Genomic DNA, 17,766 nt, shown 5'->3' with positions numbered 1-17,766 from the left:
GGGCCGGTCGCGCGCCCGGCGCAGCCGCTTCGGTGCGGTGGGCTGCACGGGACGACGATCACAGGATCGTGATACACAGCCCGGCGATCACAGCCCGGCGATCACAGGACGGCGATCGGGTTGACCGGAGAACCGGTGGCAGACGGGAGTCGCAGCGGCGCGACCACGCACAGGAAGCTCCAACGGCCCTCCTGTGCACAGGCCGGAGCCAGCTCCTCGAACTGCAGATAGTCCATGAGGTGCACCCCCATCGCATGGATGGTCAGTACATGGACGGGAAACGCGACTCCTTCCACCGCGCTCGGAGCGGTGTCGTTGTTGCCGTCGCCGCCCAGCACGGATACGCGGCGCTCGGCCAGGAACTCCACCGCCGCCGGGTGAAGGCCGACGCGGGCCTGTGCGGCGTCCCACGCTCCGAGCTCACGGCGCCGCCGACGGTGGCCGACCCGTACGAGCAGCAGGTCCCCGGCGCCGACGCGTACGCCCTGGGCGGTCTCGGCCGCGGCCAGGTCGTCCGCCGTGACGTGATCGCCCGGCTCCAGCCAGGGCACCCCCCGCAGCCGGGGAATGTCCAGGAGCACCCCGCGTCCCACGATGCCGTCCCGGACGACGTCGACGGACAGGGCCGTTGCACCGTCACGTGTCACCCTGCCCGCCGGAATGCCGTCGTAGAGCTCACCGTCGTACAGCACATGGCACAGGGCGTCGAGATGGCTGTCCGCGTCCCCGTGCACGTTCATGGTGAAGCGGTCGCGGGCGAAGTGCAGACCGTCGGCACCGATCTCCTCCGGTGCGGGGCCCGTCATCCGGTGGCCCGCGGGCTCCGGGTTGTCCGGCCCCGCCGCCGTCTCCACCGGTGCGGCAAGGGACACGGTGCGCCCTGACGTGACCTCACGGGCGGCCGCGGCAACCCGCTCCGGGGTGAGGTGCTTCAGCGCGCCGCGCCCGTCGTGCGGACCCTGCCGTGCTCCCTCGCGCAGCCGCTCGTACAGGGTCCGGAACGCCTCCGGCGTCATGCGGGCGTTCGCCGCCGTGCCGGCGTTCACGGCGCCTGCTTCTGCGGCGCCCGGGCCGCGGCCGGCTGATCGGGCTCCCCCGCTGCCGGAATACCGGGGCCGGGCGGCAGCAACTCCGTGGTGATGAAGGAGACCACGGCCGCGATGATCACGACGGGGATCATGGCGCTGCTCCCGAGCAGCAGCACCACGAGCACCACGCTGCTCACCGGCAGCCGGAGCGCGGCGGCGGCCGCGGCCGCCATGCCGCCGGCCAGGCCGGGGCCGACACCGAGCCCCGGCAGGGGCGCCAGCAGGACGCCCGTCGCGGCTCCGATGAACAGTGCGGGGAAGATGGGACCGCCGCGCAGGCTGCCCAGACAGAGGGCGTACGCGGCGCTCTTGAACGCGAGCACGGCGATCAGCGCTCCGACGCTCCAGGCGTGCGGATCCGCGGCCAGCTGCTCCAGCGTGCTCTGGCCGGACGAGGCGACGTCCACGGGTGTCCGGCCGGTGACGGCGGTGTAGAGGGCCGCGCAGGCGCCGGCGGCCAGGGCGCAGGCGACCGTGGCGGCGAGGGGCCGCGCCGTCACGAAGGCGGCCGCCAGCCGTCCCCCGGCCAGGACCAGGTGCACGAGAGTGCCGATGGCGACGGCCATGAGCAGCGTCCAGCCCACGTCGCCGGCATCCAGGTGCGGGGACGGCCCGGACGGCTTCACGCTGAGACTGCCGGTCTCCAGACCGGTCCAGCGGCCGAAGCCCGTGAACACCAGGGAGCCCACCCCGCTGGAGAGCAGGGCGGGGAGCATGACCGCGAACAGCTGCGGGCCGCCCACCCCGGCCACCTCCATCAGCAGCACGGCGCCGATCAACGGGTTGCCGAAGATCGCCGAGATGGCGGCCGCGGCACCGGCCGCCCCCAGGAGCGCCGTGCTCTGCGGGGTCGCAGGCGCCTGCGTGAGCTCTCTGAACAGCAGAGCGAGGCCGCCGCCGAGGGCGATCAGTGGTGCCTCGGGTCCCAGGGCCGCGCCGAGCGGCAGGCTCGCCACGGCGGCGATGATCACTCCCGGCAGCGCCTTCGAGGTCGCTCCGCCCGAGTGCAGCCCGTACGCGGGGACATGGCCGCCCGCGCCGGGGAGACGGATGACGACCAGGGCGACGACCGCTCCGGCCACCGGGAGCAGCACCAGCGGCCACCACCAGGGGGGTGTGGACATGCCGAGTCTCTCCGGCAGGGTCGCCCACATCAGATGCTCCAGCTGGTGCAGGGCGACGAGGAACCAGAACGCGGCGAGCGACACCGGAATGCCGATGAAAGCGCAGAACAAGAGCGCCTTGCGGTAGCCCGGGTTGCGCAGCATGTCGCGCAGCCGGTCCGCCTCTTCGGGCTGAGCTCCGCCGACTGCTGTGGCGGGCCTCGGCCTCGGCTCCGGCTGTGTCATGGGGGCGTCCCTTCACGGCCCCCCATGCGGTGCCGACCGCCGGCCGGTGGCGGGCCTGCCCCGGGCCGTCGGCGACCCGTCCGTCGGGCGGCCGACGACGGCCTCACCCCCGCGGGCAGGCGTCGGCGCGACGGCTCTCCCGCCTGCGTGTGGCAATGGTTCGCGGGCCGTCCGGTCCGGGCAGGCTCGTCCGTGGGCCGTCCCGGGTCCCGAGGCCGGCCATGGTGGCGACCGTCGGCGTCAGCCGAGGACCTTCTTCTTCTCGGCGGCGAATTCCTCTTCGGTCAGAATCCCCTGAGCCTTCAGCTCACCGAGCTCCTTCAGCTTGTCGATCTTGCTGTTCATCTCGTCGACGGGCGCGGCCGTCGGTCCCGGCGGCGGCGCCGTCGGTGGGGGGCTCGGAGGCGGCGCGGGCTGCGCCTGCGCGTCCTGCTGCGCCCAGCGGCCCGCCTGCCGGCGCGACACGCGGTTGGACACCGCGGTGGCGGTACCGGCGACGACGGCGGTACGGGCTACGCCACGAAGGAGGCCTGGCATGTTCATCTCCTGTGGGTGTGAAGGGTGCGCCGCCGCGGCGGGCGGCCCGGTTCAGGCCGCCGACGTTCCCTGGGTCGGCGTGTCCTCGGCCGCTTCCAGTGAAGCGAGCAGGGCGTTCACGGGAATCCGCCCTCCTGCCACCATCTGCGCGCCACTGCGTCGCAGGGCCCGGGCGACCGGGGCGGCCCAGGTGTTCTCGTACAGGAGGATCGCGGCGGAGTTGCCCGGTTCGACGGCCGATCCGGCCTCCTCGATGTCGTCGTCTCCGAGCAGGCCGGAGGCCGCGCCCTCGAAAACGGTCAGGTCCAGCTTTCCGTCACCTGTCACATCGGACAGCTCGAGGACCGTGACGGATCCGTCGGTGTCCTTGCGTACGAAGAGGAGATCGAGAATGCGAATGATGTGGCGGTCCACCAGGTCGAGGAGCAGGGGGAAGGCCTCGCCCGTCATGCGGTTGCCGGGAAACTCCAGGACCAGGTAGTCAACTGGTCCCATCTCTTCGAAGTCATCGCTCATGACCACTCCTCGCGAGCGCATAGGCGGTCCGGGGCGGCTCGTTGGCCATGACGCGGCCTGTCATCGGGCGCGTGTCCTCGGGCGCGCGGCCCCTGTAAGCCATTGCAGCACTCGGCGGAGCGCTTCGCACCTTTGGTCGACGGTCCGCCGGAGGCCCGGCGGACGGGTCCGCGAGCCGGGTGCGGGGTCAACTCGTCAGCTGGTAGATGCTGTTGCCGGTGAGCCACAACCCCAGGATCAGGCAGCCGAAGACGATCGCCGGTTCCTCGTGCCGCTCCAGCCAGGCGCGCATGGCCCTCAGTCTGATCCCCGCTGCCTCGGGCGCGAACACCATGTACAGCTCGGCGGCGAGCAGGCTGGCGGTGGCGAGCAGGCAGAAGCCGAACAGGGCCAGGTACGTCTCCACATGGGAGAGATCGGCGTGGAGGACGACCGTGGCGGCGGCGGCGACCAGCCCCCAGGGCTGCAGGAAGACCGCGATGCCCGCCACCGACCACGGGGACGCCCGGTCCAACCGCTCGGCCATGGCCGAGGGCTGCTTGTCGGGGTCCTTGTCCGGGTGCTGCTCGGGGTGCGGCCGGGGGTGCTTGTCCGGGTGCTGTGCGGCGCGGTGCTTATGGGCCGGCGCACCGTGCCGCCGTCGCCTGCGGGCACCGTAATAGACCAGGCCGACACCGATGGCCAGCCTGACCGCGAGACCGGTGGTGGACGGCGGCGACCTGGGCGGTGGCGGCGTGCCCCCGGTGAACAGCAGGACCAGCGCGATCACCGTGACGAGGCAGGCGAGCCAGGCCAGGATGAAGACCAGGCCCTTCCAGATCCCCTTGCGCGCCGACAGGACCAGCACGAAGGCCATGATGGGCAACGGGTCGAGGGTGATGCCGACGGCGATGAGGAGCAGGTCAAGGACCATGACGCTCCCCTCTGCAGGGTTCCGTCCGCGCCGCGCGGCCGGGGCCGCGGGCACAGGGCTCTCGCGCCGGCTGCCGTCGGCCGGCCCGCTCACCCTCAATCGTTGCCCTTGATGGCGAGCCCCCGCAAACAGAGCCCTGTCGTCCGAGATGCTCCTGCGGACTCGGTCCCGCACCCTGGACGCAGGGAAGGAGCAACGCCATGAGGACTTCCGGACGGGCGCCGTCGGTCGTGAGCGGCGCTTCGCACCCCCCTGGTGCCGTCCCGGTCCGCTGATGCCGCCCTCTCCCACCGGATCGGGATCCGGAGCCGAGCGGCGCCGCACCGCGTTCCTCCACGCGTCGTGGTGGACGGCCCGGTTCGCCGCGCTGCGGGCCGCCGCGGAGTCCCTGGCCGCCCGCACCGAGGCGCGCTTCCCGGTCGTGACGCATCTGACGACCCATATGGTCACGGTGAACATCCTGGACTCCGCGACCCGGTTGGCCGCGCAGTGCTTCCTGACCGCCATCCCTCTCCTGTTCGTCGTGGGCTCCTTCGCCCCGACGGGAGTACAGGACCAGCTGATCAGCTCCCTGAAGGCGGTGTTCGGGCTGAGTGGCGCGGCCGAGGAGCAGCTGCAGCACGTGTACCGGTCCACCGAAGGCAGTCTGCGGGAGACGACCGGCGTGGTCGGCGTGCTGATGGTGCTGCTGTCCGCGACGGCCGTCAGCCGGGCCATGCAGCGACTGTGCAAGCGGGCCTGGGGGATCCCGAGGTCCGGGGTCAAGATCGCTCCTTGGCGCTGGCTCGCCTGGATCGCAGTGTGGCTGACCGTGCTGATCGTGCAGGCGCCCGTACGCAACGGCTTCGGCGCCGGTCTGTGGCTGGCCGTTCCGCTCACGGCCCTGACGCAGACACTGCTGTGGTGGTGGACCCAGCATCTGCTGCTCGGCGGCCTCGTCCCCTGGCTGCCGCTGCTGCCCGGCGCGGTGCTCACGGGTGCGGCCGTCACCGCACTGTCGATCGGCAGCCGGTACTACATGCCCATCGCACTCAACCGCAGCCTGGCCGAGTACGGGCCCCTCGGCTCGGTCTTCACGATCCTGTCCTGGCTGATCGTGACGTGCGCGGCGGTCGCCGTCGGCATCACGGCGGGCGCCGTGCTGGCGAAGGAACCCTGGCCGGCCCGTCGGCTCGGCACACCCTGAGCGCCTAGGGGGTGTCAGGGACGGAGGTCCAGCCTTGGCGGTGGAGGCGTTCGAAGCCGTCCAGGAGCAGGTCCAGCGCGAACTCGAACTCGAACTGGTCGTCGCATCCCCCGCCGACGACCGAGCCCGTGTCGTGGGCGGCCGCCGCGGCGATCTCCGCGACGCGCGGGTACGCCCCCGCCGCGTCCGGTGCCGTCCCGCCTGCGGCGCCTGCCGCGCCCGTCGGGTCCGCGGCCCGGCCGCCGTCGAACAGCTCCTGGGAGAAACCCAGCAGACGGCTGCCCAACGCGTGCATCACATGGTGGGTGAGGTCCGCGGAGAGGCCGCCGTCCCGGAACGTGCCGATCACGGAGTCCAGGTACGCCAGCACCGCGGGCGTCGGCCCGGTCCGCGACTCGATCACGCGCGCGGCCCAGCGATGGCGCAGCAGCACGCGCCGGGCGGAGAGGATCCGCTGCCGCACGGCGCTCTTCCAGTCCGCTCCGGCGGCCGGCGGATCGATCTCCCCGACGACCACGTCCACCATGCCGTCCAGCAGCTCTTCCTTGTTCGCCACGTGCTTGTAGAGCGCCATCGGGACCACACCGAGCTCCTGGGCGAGCCTGCGCATGCTGAACGCCTCGGCTCCGGCCTCGTCGGCCAGCGCGACGGCGGCACGCAGCACCCGCTCCCTGCTCAGGGGCGCGCGGCCGCCGGCCCCCCGCTGCTGAGTCATCGCCCTGCTTCCTTTCCTCGTGATGGTTCGTGACGGCGTCGCCTTGACGAGTGTACGCCGTACACCTAGGGTGGCCGTCGAAGTCGAGGTGTACGGCGTACACCTCGTGGGGTGCGGGGAGAGGAGAAGTCCCGATGGACTCGACGAGAAGGACCGCGGCGGTGACGGGGGCGCTGTTCCTGGTGACCGAGATCGCCGCGATGGCCGGTCTGGCGCTGTACCGCCCCGCCCTCGGCGGCGCGGAGTACGTGGTCGGGCCCGGCGCGGACCATCGCGTGCTGCTGGGGGCGTTGTGCGAGGTGGTGCTGCTCGCGGCCGTGGTCGGCACCGGGGTCGCGTTGTTCCCGGTCGTCAGGAGACGGCACGAGGCGCTGGCGCTCGGCTACGTGTGCGGCCGCCTGCTCGAAGCCGCCGTGATCGCCGTCGGCATCGTCAGCCTGCTGGCGGTGGTGACCCTGCGCCAGGACCTGGCGGGCGCACCGGACGCCGACACCGCTCCCTTCGAGGCCGCCGCCACGGCCTTGGCCGCGGTCCACGACTGGACCTTCCTGCTCGGGCCCAACATGGTCCTGGGCGCGAACACCCTGGTACTGGCGTACGTGATGCACCGCTCGAGGCTGGTGCCCCGGCCGATCGCCGTGCTGGGCCTGGTGGGCGGCGCGATGATCTGCGCCTCTGCGGTCGCCGTGCTGTTCGGGCTCTACGCGCAGGTGTCCGTCGCCGGATCGGCCGCAGCGCTCCCGGTGTTCGCCTGGGAGGTGACCCTGGCCGTCCGGCTGCTGGCCCGCGGCTTCGAGCCCGCCTCCGCCGTGAACGCGTCGGCGGGGGACCCGGTCGTTCACGCCTCCAGGTCGTGACCGCCGATGTGACGGGGCACCGGGGCCCGTTCCAGCTCGTGGCGCAGGTCGTCGAGTTCGCTGCCGCCCGCCATCTGACGGGTGAGCTCGTCCAGGGTGATCTCGGACTTGGTGTGGCTGCCAAACATGCTGCCGCGCTTGAGCAGGACGAACCGGTCGCCGACGAGATAGGCGTGATGGGGATTGTGGGTGATGAGCACCACGCCGAGCCCCGCGTCGCGTGCGGCGGCCACGTACTTCAGGACGACGCCGGACTGCTTGACGCCGAGCGCCGCCGTGGGCTCGTCGAGGACCAGCACCTTGGCGCCGAAGTAGACGGCCCTGGCGATGGCCACGCACTGCCGCTCACCGCCGGACAGGGTGCCGATGGGCTGGTCGACATCGCGCAGGTCGATGCCCATGCGCAGCAGCTCGGAGCGGGTGGTCTCGCGCATCAGCGAGACGTCGAGGCGTGTGAAGGGGCCGCTGCCCTTCGTCGGCTCGGAGCCGAGGAAGAAGTTCCGCCAGACCGGCATGAGCGGTACGACGGCGAGGTCCTGGTAAACGGTGGCGATGCCCCGGTCGAGGGCTTCGCGGGGCGACGAGAGCGCGACCTTCTCCCCCTCGATCGAGAAGGTGCCCGCGTCGTGCTGGTGGAGCCCCGCGATGATCTTGATGAGGGTGGACTTCCCCGCGCCGTTGTCCCCGAGGACACAGCTGATCTCGCCGGCGTGGACTTCGAGCGAGACGCCTTCGAGTGCGCGGATGTTTCCGTAGTACTTGGTCACGTCGTCTAGCTCTACGAGGGCGGTCCTGTCGGTCACTCGATCCCTGTCGGTGTCGGTCACTTCGTCGCCTCCGCGCGCTTGCGGACCCATGCGTTGAGCAGGGTGGCCAGGAGGAGCATCGCTCCGAGGAAGAACTTGAACCAGTCCGGGTTCCACTCCGCGTACACGATGCCCTTGCTCGTCATGCCGAAGATGAAGGCACCGACCGCGGAGCCGATCGCCGAGCCGTAGCCGCCCGTGATCAGACAGCCGCCGATGACGGCCGCGATGATGTAGATCAGCTCGTTGCCGACGCCCTCGCCGGACTGGACGACGTCGAACGAGAACAGCAGATGCTGTCCGGAGATCCAGGCGCAGAACGCCACGCCCATGTACAGACCGATCTTGGTCCTGGCCACCGGCACACCGACCGCGCGGGCCGCGTCCTCGCCGCCGCCCGCCGCGAAGATCCAGTTGCCGAAGCGGGTGCGCAGCAGGATCCACGTGGCGACGGCGACGAGCCCGATCCACCACAGGATGGTGACCTTGAGGTCGACATCGCCGATGGTGAGCTGCGAGGCGAAGAGGGCCTTGGCGGAGGCGAAGCCCTCCATGTCGGCGATGGTCTTGGTCGACACGGTGCCGCTGATGAGCTTGGTGAAGCCCAGATTGAGGCCGGTGAGCATCAGGAACGTGCCGAGCGTGATGATGAAGCTCGGCAGCTTCGTCCGTGTCAGCATGACGCCGTTGAAGGCACCGATGGCGAGCGTCACCAGCAGGGACACCAGGACGCCGACCCAGACGTTCGCCGTCATCTGGTAGCTGAACATCGAGGAGATCAGCGCCGAGCTGGTCACCAGCACACCGGCGGAGAGGTCGAACTCCCCGCCGATCATCAGCAGGGCGACGGGTACGGCCATGATGCCGATCGTGGACGCCGCGTACAGGACCGTGCCGAGGCTGGAAGCCCGAAGGAAGCTGTCGGCGACGATCGAGAAGAAGACGAAGACGGCGGCCGCGCCGACGACGGATCCGAGCTCGGGCCGGCCGAGGAGCTTCTTCAGCGGCGAGGTGTGCAGCAGCCGTTCGTCGGCCCCGTCCCTCTTGTCGTGCTTGTCGTGCGCGGCTGGTGCGGTCGCGGTCATCGGGTCCCCCGCTCCGTGTAGTCCTGCAGTTCGGCGGCGTCCTTCTCGGTGATGATCTGCGGTCCGGTGAGGACGGGCCGCCCGCCGCCGAGCACATCGGCGTTGTAGCGGTGGAGCCACAGCAGATCGACGGCCTCGTAGCCCTGGAGGTACGGCTGCTGGTCCACGGCGAAGCCGAGCTTCCCGGCCAGGAGTGCGCCGGCCACCTTGGGGTTCAGGTCGAAGGTGTCGACCTCGGCCTTGCTCTCCGCGCTCTGCCTGGCCTGAACGGCGGCGTCCGCGAAGGGCGCGCCAAGGGTGACGACCGCGTCGACGGACCTGTCGGTCTGGAGCTTCGCCTCGATGGACGCCTGGACGTCGGGCATGTTGGTGCCGTCGACGTACAGGTTCTCCATCGTCCCGTCGAAGGTCTTCTTCGCTCCGGCGCAGCGCTGCTCATGGCCGACGTTGCCCTGCTCGTGCAGCACGCACAGGGCTTTCTTCCTGCCGCGCTTGTCGAGTTCGTCGCCGACGGCCTCGCCGGCGATGGTCTCGTCCTGGCCGATGTGGGTGAGCGCACCGAAGGCCTTGGACTGCTCGGAGCCGGAGTTCACGGTGATCACCGGGATGCCGGCCCTGGTGGCCTTGGCGACGACGTCCTTCATCGCGTCGGGCTTGGCGAGCGTGACGATCAGCCCGTCGACCTTCTTGTCGATGTACGAGTCGACGAGCTGGGCCTGCTGCTGGGCCTCGTCGCTGTTGGCGTACAGGAAGTTGATGTTGTCCTTGGCGGCGGCCTGCTTCGCACCGTTCTGGACGATGTCCCAGAAGGTGTCGCCCGCACCCGAGTGCGTGACCATGGCGAAGGTCCAGCGGGGTGTGGTGACGGCAGCGCGGCCCTCGGCCGCTGCCGCCTTCCTGGCGTCCTCGGCGCGCTTGCCGCCGGTCGCACTGCACCCCGCGAGGGAGGCCCCGAGCACCGCTGCCAGCACCGCGCCGATCGCACGTATCCCTGTCCGAACCCTTGCCACGACGCCGTGCCCCTCTTGCTCCGCTTGTTGAACTCTGGGGTAAGTATCCCTGAGCGCGACGGCGGGGGTGATCGGCGGGTAGCACGTCATGACGCAGGTCACCGGGTGCCGTCGGCGGTGAGCTTCTCGAGGGCGGGGACGTCCTTCTCGGTCACCAGAGCAGGTCCCGTGAGCACCGGCTTGCCGCCGCCGATGACGTTGCCGTTGGTCCTGTTGAGCCACAGTTCGTCGATGGCGAGATAGCCCTGGAGGTACGGCTGCTGGTCGACGGCGAACCCGATCTCCTTGGCCTTGAGGCGCTTGACGACCTCGGCGTTGAGGTCGAAGGTGTCGATTTCCGCTTCGGAGCCCGCGCCCTTCTTGGCCTGGACGGACGCGGCGGCGAACGGCGCGCCGAGCGTGACGACGGCGTCGATGTCCTTGCCGCTCTGCAGCTTCGCCTCGATGGAGGAGGTGGTGGCGGGCATGTTGGTCCCGTCGACGTTGAGGTTCTCGACGGTGCCCTTGAAGGTCTTCTTGACGCCCGCGCAGCGGTCCTCGAGCGAGACGTTGCCCTGCTCGTGGATGACGCAGACCGCCTTCTTCTTCCCGCGTTCGTTGAGCTCCTCGCCGACGGCCTCGCCGGCCACCGACTCGTCCTGGCCGATATGGCTGAGCGCGCCGGCTTCGGCCGAGAACTGTCCGCCGGAGTTGATGGTGACGACGGGTATCCCGGCCGCGACCGCCTTCTTGACTACGTCCTTGACGGCCTCGGGCTTGGCGAGGGTGACGACGATGCCGTCGACCTTCTGGTCGATGTACGTCTGGACGAGCTGGGCCTGCTCCTTGCCCTCCTTGTTCGCGGCGTAGAGGAACTCGACGTTGTCCTTCGCGGCCGCGTCCTTGGCGCCGCGCTGGACGATGTCCCAGAAGGTGTCGCCCTCGCCGGAGTGGGTCACCATGGCGATCTTCAGCCGCTCGGTCGTGGCGGGCTTGCCGCCGCCTCCCCCGCCCTCGGGCTTCTTCTCGGAGTCCTTGCCGCCGGAGCTGCTGCATCCGGCCACGGCGAGTGCGAGTGCGGCGAGCAGGACTGCTGCCGTGCGGGGTGTACGCATGGTGGGTCCGCCTTCTCTCCCGGCCGCCCGATTGCGGCTGGGTGAGTTTTTACGTCGGCGGCGCGACCCCGTCAATACTTTGTCCGAACATTCTTACGCGGAAGCTCGCCGCGGCCCTCATAGCGGTCCTACGGTCGTACGAGGAGCTGGAACTCGAAGGCGTAGCGCGACGCCCGGTAGACATGCGATCCGAACTCGACGGCCCGCCCCGTGTCGTCGAAGGTGGTGCGCTGCATGGTCAGCAGCGGCGCGCCCGGCTCCTCGCCCAGCTGCTCGGCCTCGTCGCCGGTGGCCGCGCGCGCCCCGACCGACTGCCGGGCGCTGTGCAGGGTGATGCCGGCGGACCGCATCATGCGGTAGAGCCCGGTGGATTCCAGTTGCTCGTTGTCCAGCGGGAGCAGTCCGGCAGGCAGATGATTGCGCAGGTGGGCCATCGGCTCGCCGTGCGCGTACCGCAGTCGCTCGACCATGTGGACGTCGCTGCCCTCCGGCACTCCGAGCGCGGCGGCGACCTCCGCGGTCGCGGGCTCGACGGCGTTCTGCAGCACGCGGGTGGCCGGGCGCTGGCCCGCCGCCTCCAGGTCGTCGTAGAGGCTGCTCAGCTCCAGCGGCCGCTTGACCTGGCTGTGCACGACCTGGGTGCCCACGCCCCGGCGGCGCACCAGCAGGCCCTTGTCGACGAGCGTCTGGATGGCCTGCCGGACGGTGGGCCGGGACAGGCCGAGCCGCCCGGCCAGCTCGATCTCGTTGCCGAGCAGGCTGCCCGGGGTGAGCGTGCCGTGCTCGATGGCCGCCTCCAGCTGCTGGGAGAGCTGGAAGTACAGCGGGACCGGACTGGTGCGGTCCACGCCGAGTTGGAGCGAAACGGTGGCGTCCGGCGTGTCTCTCGTCGTATCTCTGGGCTGCTTGGGCACGCTGCGAGCGTAGTCGCCGGGCTTGTTGACCGGAAGTTGTGTCGTCCGATTGTCAGGACAAATGCTTGACATGGTCGTGGGGCGGACCCCACCTTGGGGCCATGCGCATCGGACTCATCGGAACCGGACGTATCGGCGCCTTCCACGCGGGCGTCCTCAGCCGCCACCGCGAGGTCGGCTCCCTGGTGGTCGCGGACACCGACGCCCAGCGGTCGCGCGAGGTCGCGGACCGTATCCGCGCCACCGCGGCGCCCTCCGTCGACGAGGTCTTCACCTGGGGCGTCGACGCCGTCGTCATCGCCTCCGCCACCGCCGCACACGCCGACCTGATCGGCCGGGCAGCCCGCGCCGGACTGCCCGCCTTCTGCGAGAAACCGATCGCCCTCGACCTGCCAGGGACGCTGGGCGCACTGCGCGAGGTGGACCGCGCGGGCACCGTGCTCCAGCTCGGCTTCATGCGCCGCTTCGACGCGGGGTACGCCGCGGCACGAGAGCTGGTGCGCGCCGGTCGCCTCGGCCGGCTGCACACCGTACGGGCCATCACCGCGGACCCGGCTCCGCCGCCCGCCGCGTATCTGCCGCTGTCCGGCGGCCTCTACCGCGACTGCCTGGTCCATGACTTCGACATCCTGCGCTGGATCACGGGCCGCGAGATCGTCGAGGTGTACGCCACCGGCTCGGACGCGGGGCCCGCGATGTTCCGCGAGGCGGGCGACGTCGACACCGCGGCGGCGGTGCTCACGCTGGACGACGGAACGCTGGCCTCCGCCACGGCGACGCGCTGCAACGGCGCGGGCTACGACGTCCGCATGGAGCTGTGCGGCGAGTCCGACACGGTCGCCGTCGGCCTCGACGACCGTACGCCGATCACCTCCACCGAACCGCAGGGCCCGCCCCCCGCCGACAAGCCCTGGCCCGGCTTCCTGGAGCGCTTCGCCCCGGCGTACGAGGCCGAGCTGGACGCCTTCATCCAGGTCGCCGCGGGTGACCTGGCCAACCCGTGCGACGGCCGAGAGGCCCTGGAGGCGCTACGCGTGGCGGAGGCCTGCGAACTGTCGCGGCGGGAGCGGAGACCGGTACGGATGGAGGAGATCCCGGGGCTTGCGAGCTGAGGGCCGCGCCGCGGCGGGCCTCACCAGCTGACGGGCAGATGGCGTACGCCGCGGATCAGCATGCCCGGCAGCCAGTCCAGTGGCCCGCCCTCGGGATCGAGGGCGAGGTCCGGGCAGCGCTCCAGCAGCGTCCGGATCGCGATGCCCGCCTCCAGCCGCGCCAGCGGCGCCCCCAGGCAGTAGTGCATGCCGTGCCCGAAGGCGAGATGCCCGCGGTTCTCGCCGCGGATGTCGAAGCGGTCCGGCGCGGAGAAGCGGTCCGGGTCGCGGTCGGCGGCGGCGAGGGCGACGAGGACCGCCTGGCCTGCCGGGATGACCGCGTCTCCGTAGGAGACCGCCTCGCGGGTGAAGCGCACGGTCGCGGTCTCGACCGGTCCGTCGTAGCGCAGCATCTCCTCGACCGCGCCGTCCAGGAGCCTGAAGTCGGCGCGGAGGGTGGCCAGTTGAGCTGGGTGGGTGAGCAGGGCCCGTACCCCGTTGGAGATCAGATTGACGGTGGTCTCATGGCCGGCGATGAGCAGCAGATAGGCCATGGCGCGCAGTTCGGCCGCGGACAGCCGGTCGCCGTCCTCTGCACGAGTGCGCAGGAGTGCCGAGAGCAGGTCGTCGGCGGGGCGGGAGCACCGCTTGTCCTCGATGAGTTCGTCGAGATACGCGGCGAGTTCGTGGACGGCGGTGCGCTCGGCGTCCGCGCTGGTCGGGGCGACGACCTCGGTGGACCAGACACGGAAGCGGTCGCGGTCGGCGGCCGGGACGCCGAGGAGTTCGCAGATGACGGTGATGGGCAGCGGAAAGGCGAACGCGTCGACGAGGTCGGCCCGGCCGGCGGGGAGCATCGCGTCGATCAGCCCGTCGGCGATCCGCTGGACGCGGGGGCGCAGCGACTCGACCCGGCGCATGGTGAACTCGCGGGCGACGAGCTTGCGCAGCCTCGTGTGGTCCGGCGGGTCCAGGACGAGCAGATGCGGCCCGATGACCTGCTCGTCGAGCATGACCAGCCCCAGCGTCCCGGGCGACTTCGACAACCGCGGATCGGCGAGCGCGGCGCGGGCCTCCTCGTGACCGACGACGATCCACATGCGGTCGCCGTACGGGGTGACCACCTCGTGGACGGCGCCGGCGGCGCGGAGCTCGGCGTAGTACGGATACGGGTCGGCGGTGAACTCCGGTCCGTACTCCCCCAGATCGATGACGGCCATCGGCCCAGCGTATGCCTGAGCGGCGGATCATGTGGGCGTACGGTGGTGTGCCCGGCGTCGGCGGGTGAGCGAGGCCGGGGTGCCCGTCGTCGAACGCCGGGCAGGCTGGAAGCGCGCCACGCACCGACAGGTGGGCCCGCGTACCCCGGTGGATCATCGAACCGATCGGCTTCCTGCAGGGCAAGGAGCTCTACGCGCACATCGTGGTCGCGATGCTCGGCTTCACCGACCTCGCGGCCGCGGAGCGCGCCCGCAAGGCCTGACAGGCCCGGCATCGCGCGGGCCGCCCGCGTCCCGGCCGTCGAGGTCAGCCGTCCGCAACCTGGGCGGCGGCGCTGCCGATGAGCATGTCAAGCGCCGCCGGATAGGCGCTGATGTTCATCTCCGCCGTGAGGTACGGCGCCGCGGGCGCGATGTGGGGATGGGTGTCGGCCGGCAGCCGGGCGTAGGTGGCCTGCCATACGGACTCGTCCGCCCGGCGGGCAGCCTCGGGCAGCGCGAGTGCGGCCGCATCCAGCGCGGCGAACGCCAGTGTCTGGTCGATGAAGCAGTGGTAGATCCGCACGGCGTCGGGGGTGGGAAAGCCCGCACGGTGCAGGACGCCCAGGATGATCTCGTCCGCCTCGATCTCATGGGCCCGCCCGGAGACCCGGCTCGCCGTCAGCACGGCAGCCTGCGGATGCGCGAGATACGCGCCGTGGATGCGCAGGCCCAGCTCGCGCAGGTCCGCCTGCCAGTCGTCCGTGGGGGACCAGCCCCGCAGGGCACGGCCGATCAGCTCGTCGCCCACGGCCAGCGTCAGCTCGTCCATCCCGCGGAAGTAGCGGTAGAGCGTGCTCGGGTCGGCCCCGAGAGCCGCACCCAGCCGCCGCGCGGTGAGTCCTGCACCGCCGTGCTCACGCAGCATCCGCAGAGCGGTCGTCACGATCAGCTCTTCCGAGATCACCACGCCCTGTTTGGTGGGGCGGCGGCGTCGGCGCCGGTGTTCCGGCACCACCTGCTTCGGCATCGGCCCGTCCTGCGCTCGCATCCTCGTACTCCTCGCGGCCCCCTCGTTCCCCCGGGGGCCCGCGCTTATGCCAACGCCATTGACCCTATCAGCGGCCCAGACGTTTCATCGAGGTACGGGGCGCCGCCTCGGGCAGGCATCGAGCTGAGGGAAAGGACCTGGTTATGCGGATATTGCTGATCGGCGCCGGTGGAGTGGGTACGGCCATCACCCGGATCGCCGCCCGCCGTGGATTCTTCGAGCGGATGGTCGTCGCCGACTACGACGCCTCGCGTGCCGAGGCGGCCGTCGCGGCCCTCGCCACGGCCGGGGCGGGCGCCCGCCCCCAACCGGAAGGCCGTTTCGCCGCCGCCCGGATCGACGCCTCGGACGAGTCCGCGGTCACGGACCTGCTCGTACGGGAGCGCTGTGACGTCCTGGTCAACGCGACCGATCCGCGCTTCGTCATGCCGCTGTTCCGCGCGGCGCTCGCCGCCGGGACCCACTACCTGGACATGGCGATGTCCTTGTCGCGGCCGCATGCGGAGCGTCCGTACGAGGAGTGCGGGGTCAAGCTCGGGGACGAGCAGTTCCAGCTGGCGGACGAGTGGGAGAAGTCGGGCAGGCTGGCGCTCGTGGGGATGGGCGTGGAGCCCGGCCTGTCCGATGTGTTCGCCCGGTACGCCGCCGACGAACTCTTCGACTCCATCGAGGAGATCGGTGTCCGCGACGGCGCCAATCTGACCGTGGACGGCTACGACTTCGCGCCCTCGTTCAACATCTGGACCACGATCGAGGAGTGCCTCAACCCGCCGGTGGTCTACGAGAAGGACCGCGGCTGGTTCACGACACCGCCCTTCACCGAGCCGGAGGTCTTCGACTTCCCGGAGGGCATCGGCCCGGTCGAGTGCGTCAACGTCGAGCACGAGGAGGTCCTGCTGATCCCCCGCTGGGTCGACGCCGGCCGCGTCACCTTCAAGTACGGGCTCGGCGGGGACTTCATCAACACACTGCGCGTCCTGCACCAGGTGGGCCTGGACCGGACGGCCCCCGTCACGGTGCCCGGGCCCGAGGGGCCGGTGCAGGTGTCGCCCCGTGACGTCGTCGCGGCGTGTCTGCCCGACCCGGCCACGCTCGGCGACCGGATGCGCGGCAAGACCTGCGCGGGCACCTGGGTCAAGGGACTCAAGGACGGCCGGCCGCGCGAGGTGTACCTGTACCACGTGGTCGACAACGAGTGGTCGATGAAGGAGTACGAGTCCCAGGCCGTGGTCTGGCAGACCGCCGTCAATCCCGTCGTCGCCCTGGAGCTCGTGGCGAGCGGCGCGTGGACGGGCGCGGGCGTGCTGGGGCCGGAGGCCTTCGCACCGTGGCCGTTCCTGGAGCTCCTCAAGGAGTACGACTCACCGTGGGGCATGCGCGAGGAGTAGTCCGTACGTCTCGCGCACGGGTCAGCCGTCGGTCGTCCGGTCCGCCGCCCTGCGCCCCCACCACGTCCCCGCGAGCACCAGGGCCGCGCCCATCAGGCCCGGCGCGCCGAGGTGTTCGTGGGCGACGAGGACGCCGGCCGCGGCGGCCCACAGGGGTTCGGTGCCGAGGAGGAGGCTGACGCGGGAGGGGGAGGTGCGGCGGACCGCCCACATCTGCACGAAGAAGGCGAAGAGCGTGCAGAAGACGGAGAGGAACAGCAGCCCGGCCCACTCGCGCGGTCCGAAGTCCGCGGCCACGGCCCACGGCGCGGCCCCGGTCCCCGGGACGGCGGAAAGGACCGCGAAGACCAGGACCGCGCTGCCCAGTTGGACCGTGGTCAGTGACAGGGAGCCGGCGGACCGGACGGCCCTGATCCGGGACATCGCCAGCACGTGGACGGTACGGGCGGCGGCGGCGAGCAGCATCAGCAGATCGCCGGCCGACGGGGCGGTGAAGCCCCCGCCCTGCGTGAGCAGCACCACGCCCACGACGGAGAGCACGGCGGCGGCCAGGAAGGACCGGGGAGGCCGGGTCCTGGTCACCGCCGACTCCGCGAGCGGGGTGAAGATCATGGTGAGGCTGATGATGAGCCCGGCGTTGGTGGCCGAGGTGTGGACGACGCCGTACGTCTCCAGCAGGAAGATCCCGCTCAGGACGAGCCCCAGCAGCCCGGCACCGCGCCACTGCCCCGCCGTGAGCCGGCGAAGGTCGCGCCGCGCGGCCACGGCCAGCACCGGCAGCACGACCGCGAAGGGCAGCACCAGGACGGCGACGACCGTGTGCGCCGTCGTGATGCCCTTGGCGGCGAGGTAGCTCGCGCCCCAGACGACGGCGACCAGCAGCACCGGCAGATCGGTGAGCCACATGCGGCGGGGCGCGAGGACGGGTGCGGACGCGGACACGGCGTACGACGACATGGGCCTGGTC

The 17,766-nt window shown here is 71.3% G+C and carries 18 protein-coding genes; 4 read left to right on the top strand and 14 right to left on the bottom strand.

What is annotated here, in order from left to right:
* Positions 1-101: 101 nt before the first annotated feature.
* From ACWCXB_RS05600 to ACWCXB_RS05580, 5 genes are all read right to left on the bottom strand, one after another.
* Positions 102-1,016, bottom strand: coding sequence for a cyclase family protein (locus tag ACWCXB_RS05600; protein ID WP_450719531.1), 915 nt, complete (start codon positions 1,014-1,016; stop codon positions 102-104).
* A 26-nt stretch (positions 1,017-1,042) separates the two neighbouring features.
* Positions 1,043-2,437, bottom strand: a complete 1,395-nt coding sequence (locus ACWCXB_RS05595) for a chloride channel protein (protein ID WP_450719300.1) — start codon at positions 2,435-2,437, stop codon at positions 1,043-1,045.
* Positions 2,438-2,677: 240 nt separating this feature from the next.
* Positions 2,678-2,974: an SHOCT domain-containing protein gene (locus ACWCXB_RS05590; protein ID WP_450719298.1), complete on the bottom strand. Its 297-nt coding sequence runs from the start codon at positions 2,972-2,974 to the stop codon at positions 2,678-2,680.
* Between the two features lie 51 nt (positions 2,975-3,025).
* On the bottom strand, positions 3,026-3,490 hold the full coding sequence (locus ACWCXB_RS05585; RefSeq protein ID WP_450719296.1) for a DUF6325 family protein: 465 nt from the start codon (positions 3,488-3,490) through the stop codon (positions 3,026-3,028).
* Between the two features lie 187 nt (positions 3,491-3,677).
* Positions 3,678-4,403, bottom strand: coding sequence for a GAP family protein (locus tag ACWCXB_RS05580; protein ID WP_450719294.1), 726 nt, complete (start codon positions 4,401-4,403; stop codon positions 3,678-3,680).
* Positions 4,404-4,677: 274 nt separating this feature from the next.
* Between ACWCXB_RS05580 and ACWCXB_RS05575 the strand changes: the two genes are divergently transcribed.
* Positions 4,678-5,589 carry a YhjD/YihY/BrkB family envelope integrity protein gene (locus tag ACWCXB_RS05575; RefSeq protein ID WP_450719292.1) on the top strand — a complete coding sequence of 304 codons (912 nt, stop codon included), beginning with the start codon at positions 4,678-4,680 and terminating at the stop codon, positions 5,587-5,589.
* 4 nt (positions 5,590-5,593) lie between these two features.
* Here the strand turns inward: ACWCXB_RS05575 and ACWCXB_RS05570 are convergent, their stop codons facing one another.
* A complete protein-coding gene (locus ACWCXB_RS05570) occupies positions 5,594-6,304 on the bottom strand; it encodes a TetR/AcrR family transcriptional regulator C-terminal domain-containing protein (protein ID WP_450719290.1) in 711 nt (236 codons plus the stop codon).
* Between the two features lie 134 nt (positions 6,305-6,438).
* Here ACWCXB_RS05570 and ACWCXB_RS05565 point away from each other — a divergent pair, with 134 nt between their 5' ends.
* Entirely contained in the window at positions 6,439-7,161 is a 723-nt protein-coding gene (locus ACWCXB_RS05565; protein WP_450719288.1) for a DUF4386 domain-containing protein, read from the top strand.
* On the opposite strand, the gene ACWCXB_RS05560 is transcribed toward ACWCXB_RS05565, so the two are convergent.
* The 5 genes from ACWCXB_RS05560 to ACWCXB_RS05540 all read right to left on the bottom strand — a co-directional run bounded on the left by ACWCXB_RS05560 (position 7,143) and on the right by ACWCXB_RS05540 (position 12,004).
* On the bottom strand, positions 7,143-8,018 hold the full coding sequence (locus ACWCXB_RS05560; protein ID WP_450719286.1) for an ATP-binding cassette domain-containing protein: 876 nt from the start codon (positions 8,016-8,018) through the stop codon (positions 7,143-7,145). The two genes, ACWCXB_RS05565 and ACWCXB_RS05560, sit on opposite strands and share 19 nt — an antisense overlap.
* Complete coding sequence (locus ACWCXB_RS05555; protein WP_450719284.1) at positions 7,985-9,052, bottom strand: ABC transporter permease; 1,068 nt, start codon at positions 9,050-9,052, stop codon at positions 7,985-7,987. The genes ACWCXB_RS05560 and ACWCXB_RS05555 overlap by 34 nt, the downstream gene beginning before the upstream one ends.
* Positions 9,049-10,062 carry a sugar ABC transporter substrate-binding protein gene (locus tag ACWCXB_RS05550; protein ID WP_450719282.1) on the bottom strand — a complete coding sequence of 338 codons (1,014 nt, stop codon included), beginning with the start codon at positions 10,060-10,062 and terminating at the stop codon, positions 9,049-9,051. The genes ACWCXB_RS05555 and ACWCXB_RS05550 overlap by 4 nt, the downstream gene beginning before the upstream one ends.
* A 98-nt stretch (positions 10,063-10,160) precedes the next feature.
* Positions 10,161-11,156, bottom strand: coding sequence for a sugar ABC transporter substrate-binding protein (locus tag ACWCXB_RS05545; protein WP_450719280.1), 996 nt, complete (start codon positions 11,154-11,156; stop codon positions 10,161-10,163).
* A gap of 128 nt (positions 11,157-11,284) precedes the next feature.
* On the bottom strand, positions 11,285-12,004 hold the full coding sequence (locus ACWCXB_RS05540; protein ID WP_450719529.1) for a GntR family transcriptional regulator: 720 nt from the start codon (positions 12,002-12,004) through the stop codon (positions 11,285-11,287).
* A gap of 167 nt (positions 12,005-12,171) precedes the next feature.
* Between ACWCXB_RS05540 and ACWCXB_RS05535 the strand changes: the two genes are divergently transcribed.
* Positions 12,172-13,182 carry a Gfo/Idh/MocA family protein gene (locus ACWCXB_RS05535; RefSeq protein ID WP_450719278.1) on the top strand — a complete coding sequence of 337 codons (1,011 nt, stop codon included), beginning with the start codon at positions 12,172-12,174 and terminating at the stop codon, positions 13,180-13,182.
* 20 nt (positions 13,183-13,202) lie between these two features.
* Here the strand turns inward: ACWCXB_RS05535 and ACWCXB_RS05530 are convergent, their stop codons facing one another.
* A complete protein-coding gene (locus tag ACWCXB_RS05530) occupies positions 13,203-14,381 on the bottom strand; it encodes a cytochrome P450 family protein (protein WP_450719276.1) in 1,179 nt (392 codons plus the stop codon).
* Positions 14,382-14,688: 307 nt separating this feature from the next.
* A complete protein-coding gene (locus ACWCXB_RS05525) occupies positions 14,689-15,390 on the bottom strand; it encodes a TetR/AcrR family transcriptional regulator (protein ID WP_450719527.1) in 702 nt (233 codons plus the stop codon).
* A gap of 164 nt (positions 15,391-15,554) precedes the next feature.
* Between ACWCXB_RS05525 and ACWCXB_RS05520 the strand changes: the two genes are divergently transcribed.
* The gene (locus ACWCXB_RS05520) at positions 15,555-16,799 is read left to right on the top strand and encodes a saccharopine dehydrogenase family protein (protein WP_450719274.1); all 1,245 of its coding nucleotides are present in this window, start codon (positions 15,555-15,557) and stop codon (positions 16,797-16,799) included.
* A 21-nt stretch (positions 16,800-16,820) separates the two neighbouring features.
* On the opposite strand, the gene ACWCXB_RS05515 is transcribed toward ACWCXB_RS05520, so the two are convergent.
* A complete protein-coding gene (locus ACWCXB_RS05515; RefSeq protein ID WP_450719525.1) occupies positions 16,821-17,756 on the bottom strand; it encodes a DMT family transporter in 936 nt (311 codons plus the stop codon).
* Between the last annotated feature and the right edge of the window lie 10 nt (positions 17,757-17,766).

It is taken from the genome of Streptomyces sp. NPDC001514 (assembly GCF_053597075.1).
This window is presented reverse-complemented; position numbering and strand designations above follow the sequence as displayed.

What these genes read in the sequence shown, in the direction of transcription:
- ACWCXB_RS05535 (WP_450719278.1), top strand. Translation starts at nt 12,172, where the DNA reads ATGCGCATCGGACTCATCGGAACCGGACGTATCGGCGCCTTCCACGCG.
- ACWCXB_RS05595 (WP_450719300.1), bottom strand. Translation starts at nt 2,437, where the DNA reads ATGACACAGCCGGAGCCGAGGCCGAGGCCCGCCACAGCAGTCGGCGGA.
- ACWCXB_RS05545 (WP_450719280.1), bottom strand. Translation starts at nt 11,156, where the DNA reads ATGCGTACACCCCGCACGGCAGCAGTCCTGCTCGCCGCACTCGCACTC.
- ACWCXB_RS05555 (WP_450719284.1), bottom strand. Translation starts at nt 9,052, where the DNA reads ATGACCGCGACCGCACCAGCCGCGCACGACAAGCACGACAAGAGGGAC.
- ACWCXB_RS05530 (WP_450719276.1), bottom strand. Translation starts at nt 14,381, where the DNA reads ATGGCCGTCATCGATCTGGGGGAGTACGGACCGGAGTTCACCGCCGAC.
- ACWCXB_RS05575 (WP_450719292.1), top strand. Translation starts at nt 4,678, where the DNA reads ATGCCGCCCTCTCCCACCGGATCGGGATCCGGAGCCGAGCGGCGCCGC.
- ACWCXB_RS05585 (WP_450719296.1), bottom strand. Translation starts at nt 3,490, where the DNA reads ATGAGCGATGACTTCGAAGAGATGGGACCAGTTGACTACCTGGTCCTG.
- ACWCXB_RS05590 (WP_450719298.1), bottom strand. Translation starts at nt 2,974, where the DNA reads ATGCCAGGCCTCCTTCGTGGCGTAGCCCGTACCGCCGTCGTCGCCGGT.
- ACWCXB_RS05600 (WP_450719531.1), bottom strand. Translation starts at nt 1,016, where the DNA reads ATGACGCCGGAGGCGTTCCGGACCCTGTACGAGCGGCTGCGCGAGGGA.
- ACWCXB_RS05560 (WP_450719286.1), bottom strand. Translation starts at nt 8,018, where the DNA reads ATGGGTCCGCAAGCGCGCGGAGGCGACGAAGTGACCGACACCGACAGG.
- ACWCXB_RS05565 (WP_450719288.1), top strand. Translation starts at nt 6,439, where the DNA reads ATGGACTCGACGAGAAGGACCGCGGCGGTGACGGGGGCGCTGTTCCTG.
- ACWCXB_RS05580 (WP_450719294.1), bottom strand. Translation starts at nt 4,403, where the DNA reads ATGGTCCTTGACCTGCTCCTCATCGCCGTCGGCATCACCCTCGACCCG.
- ACWCXB_RS05525 (WP_450719527.1), bottom strand. Translation starts at nt 15,390, where the DNA reads ATGCCGAAGCAGGTGGTGCCGGAACACCGGCGCCGACGCCGCCGCCCC.
- ACWCXB_RS05515 (WP_450719525.1), bottom strand. Translation starts at nt 17,756, where the DNA reads ATGTCGTCGTACGCCGTGTCCGCGTCCGCACCCGTCCTCGCGCCCCGC.
- ACWCXB_RS05520 (WP_450719274.1), top strand. Translation starts at nt 15,555, where the DNA reads ATGCGGATATTGCTGATCGGCGCCGGTGGAGTGGGTACGGCCATCACC.
- ACWCXB_RS05570 (WP_450719290.1), bottom strand. Translation starts at nt 6,304, where the DNA reads ATGACTCAGCAGCGGGGGGCCGGCGGCCGCGCGCCCCTGAGCAGGGAG.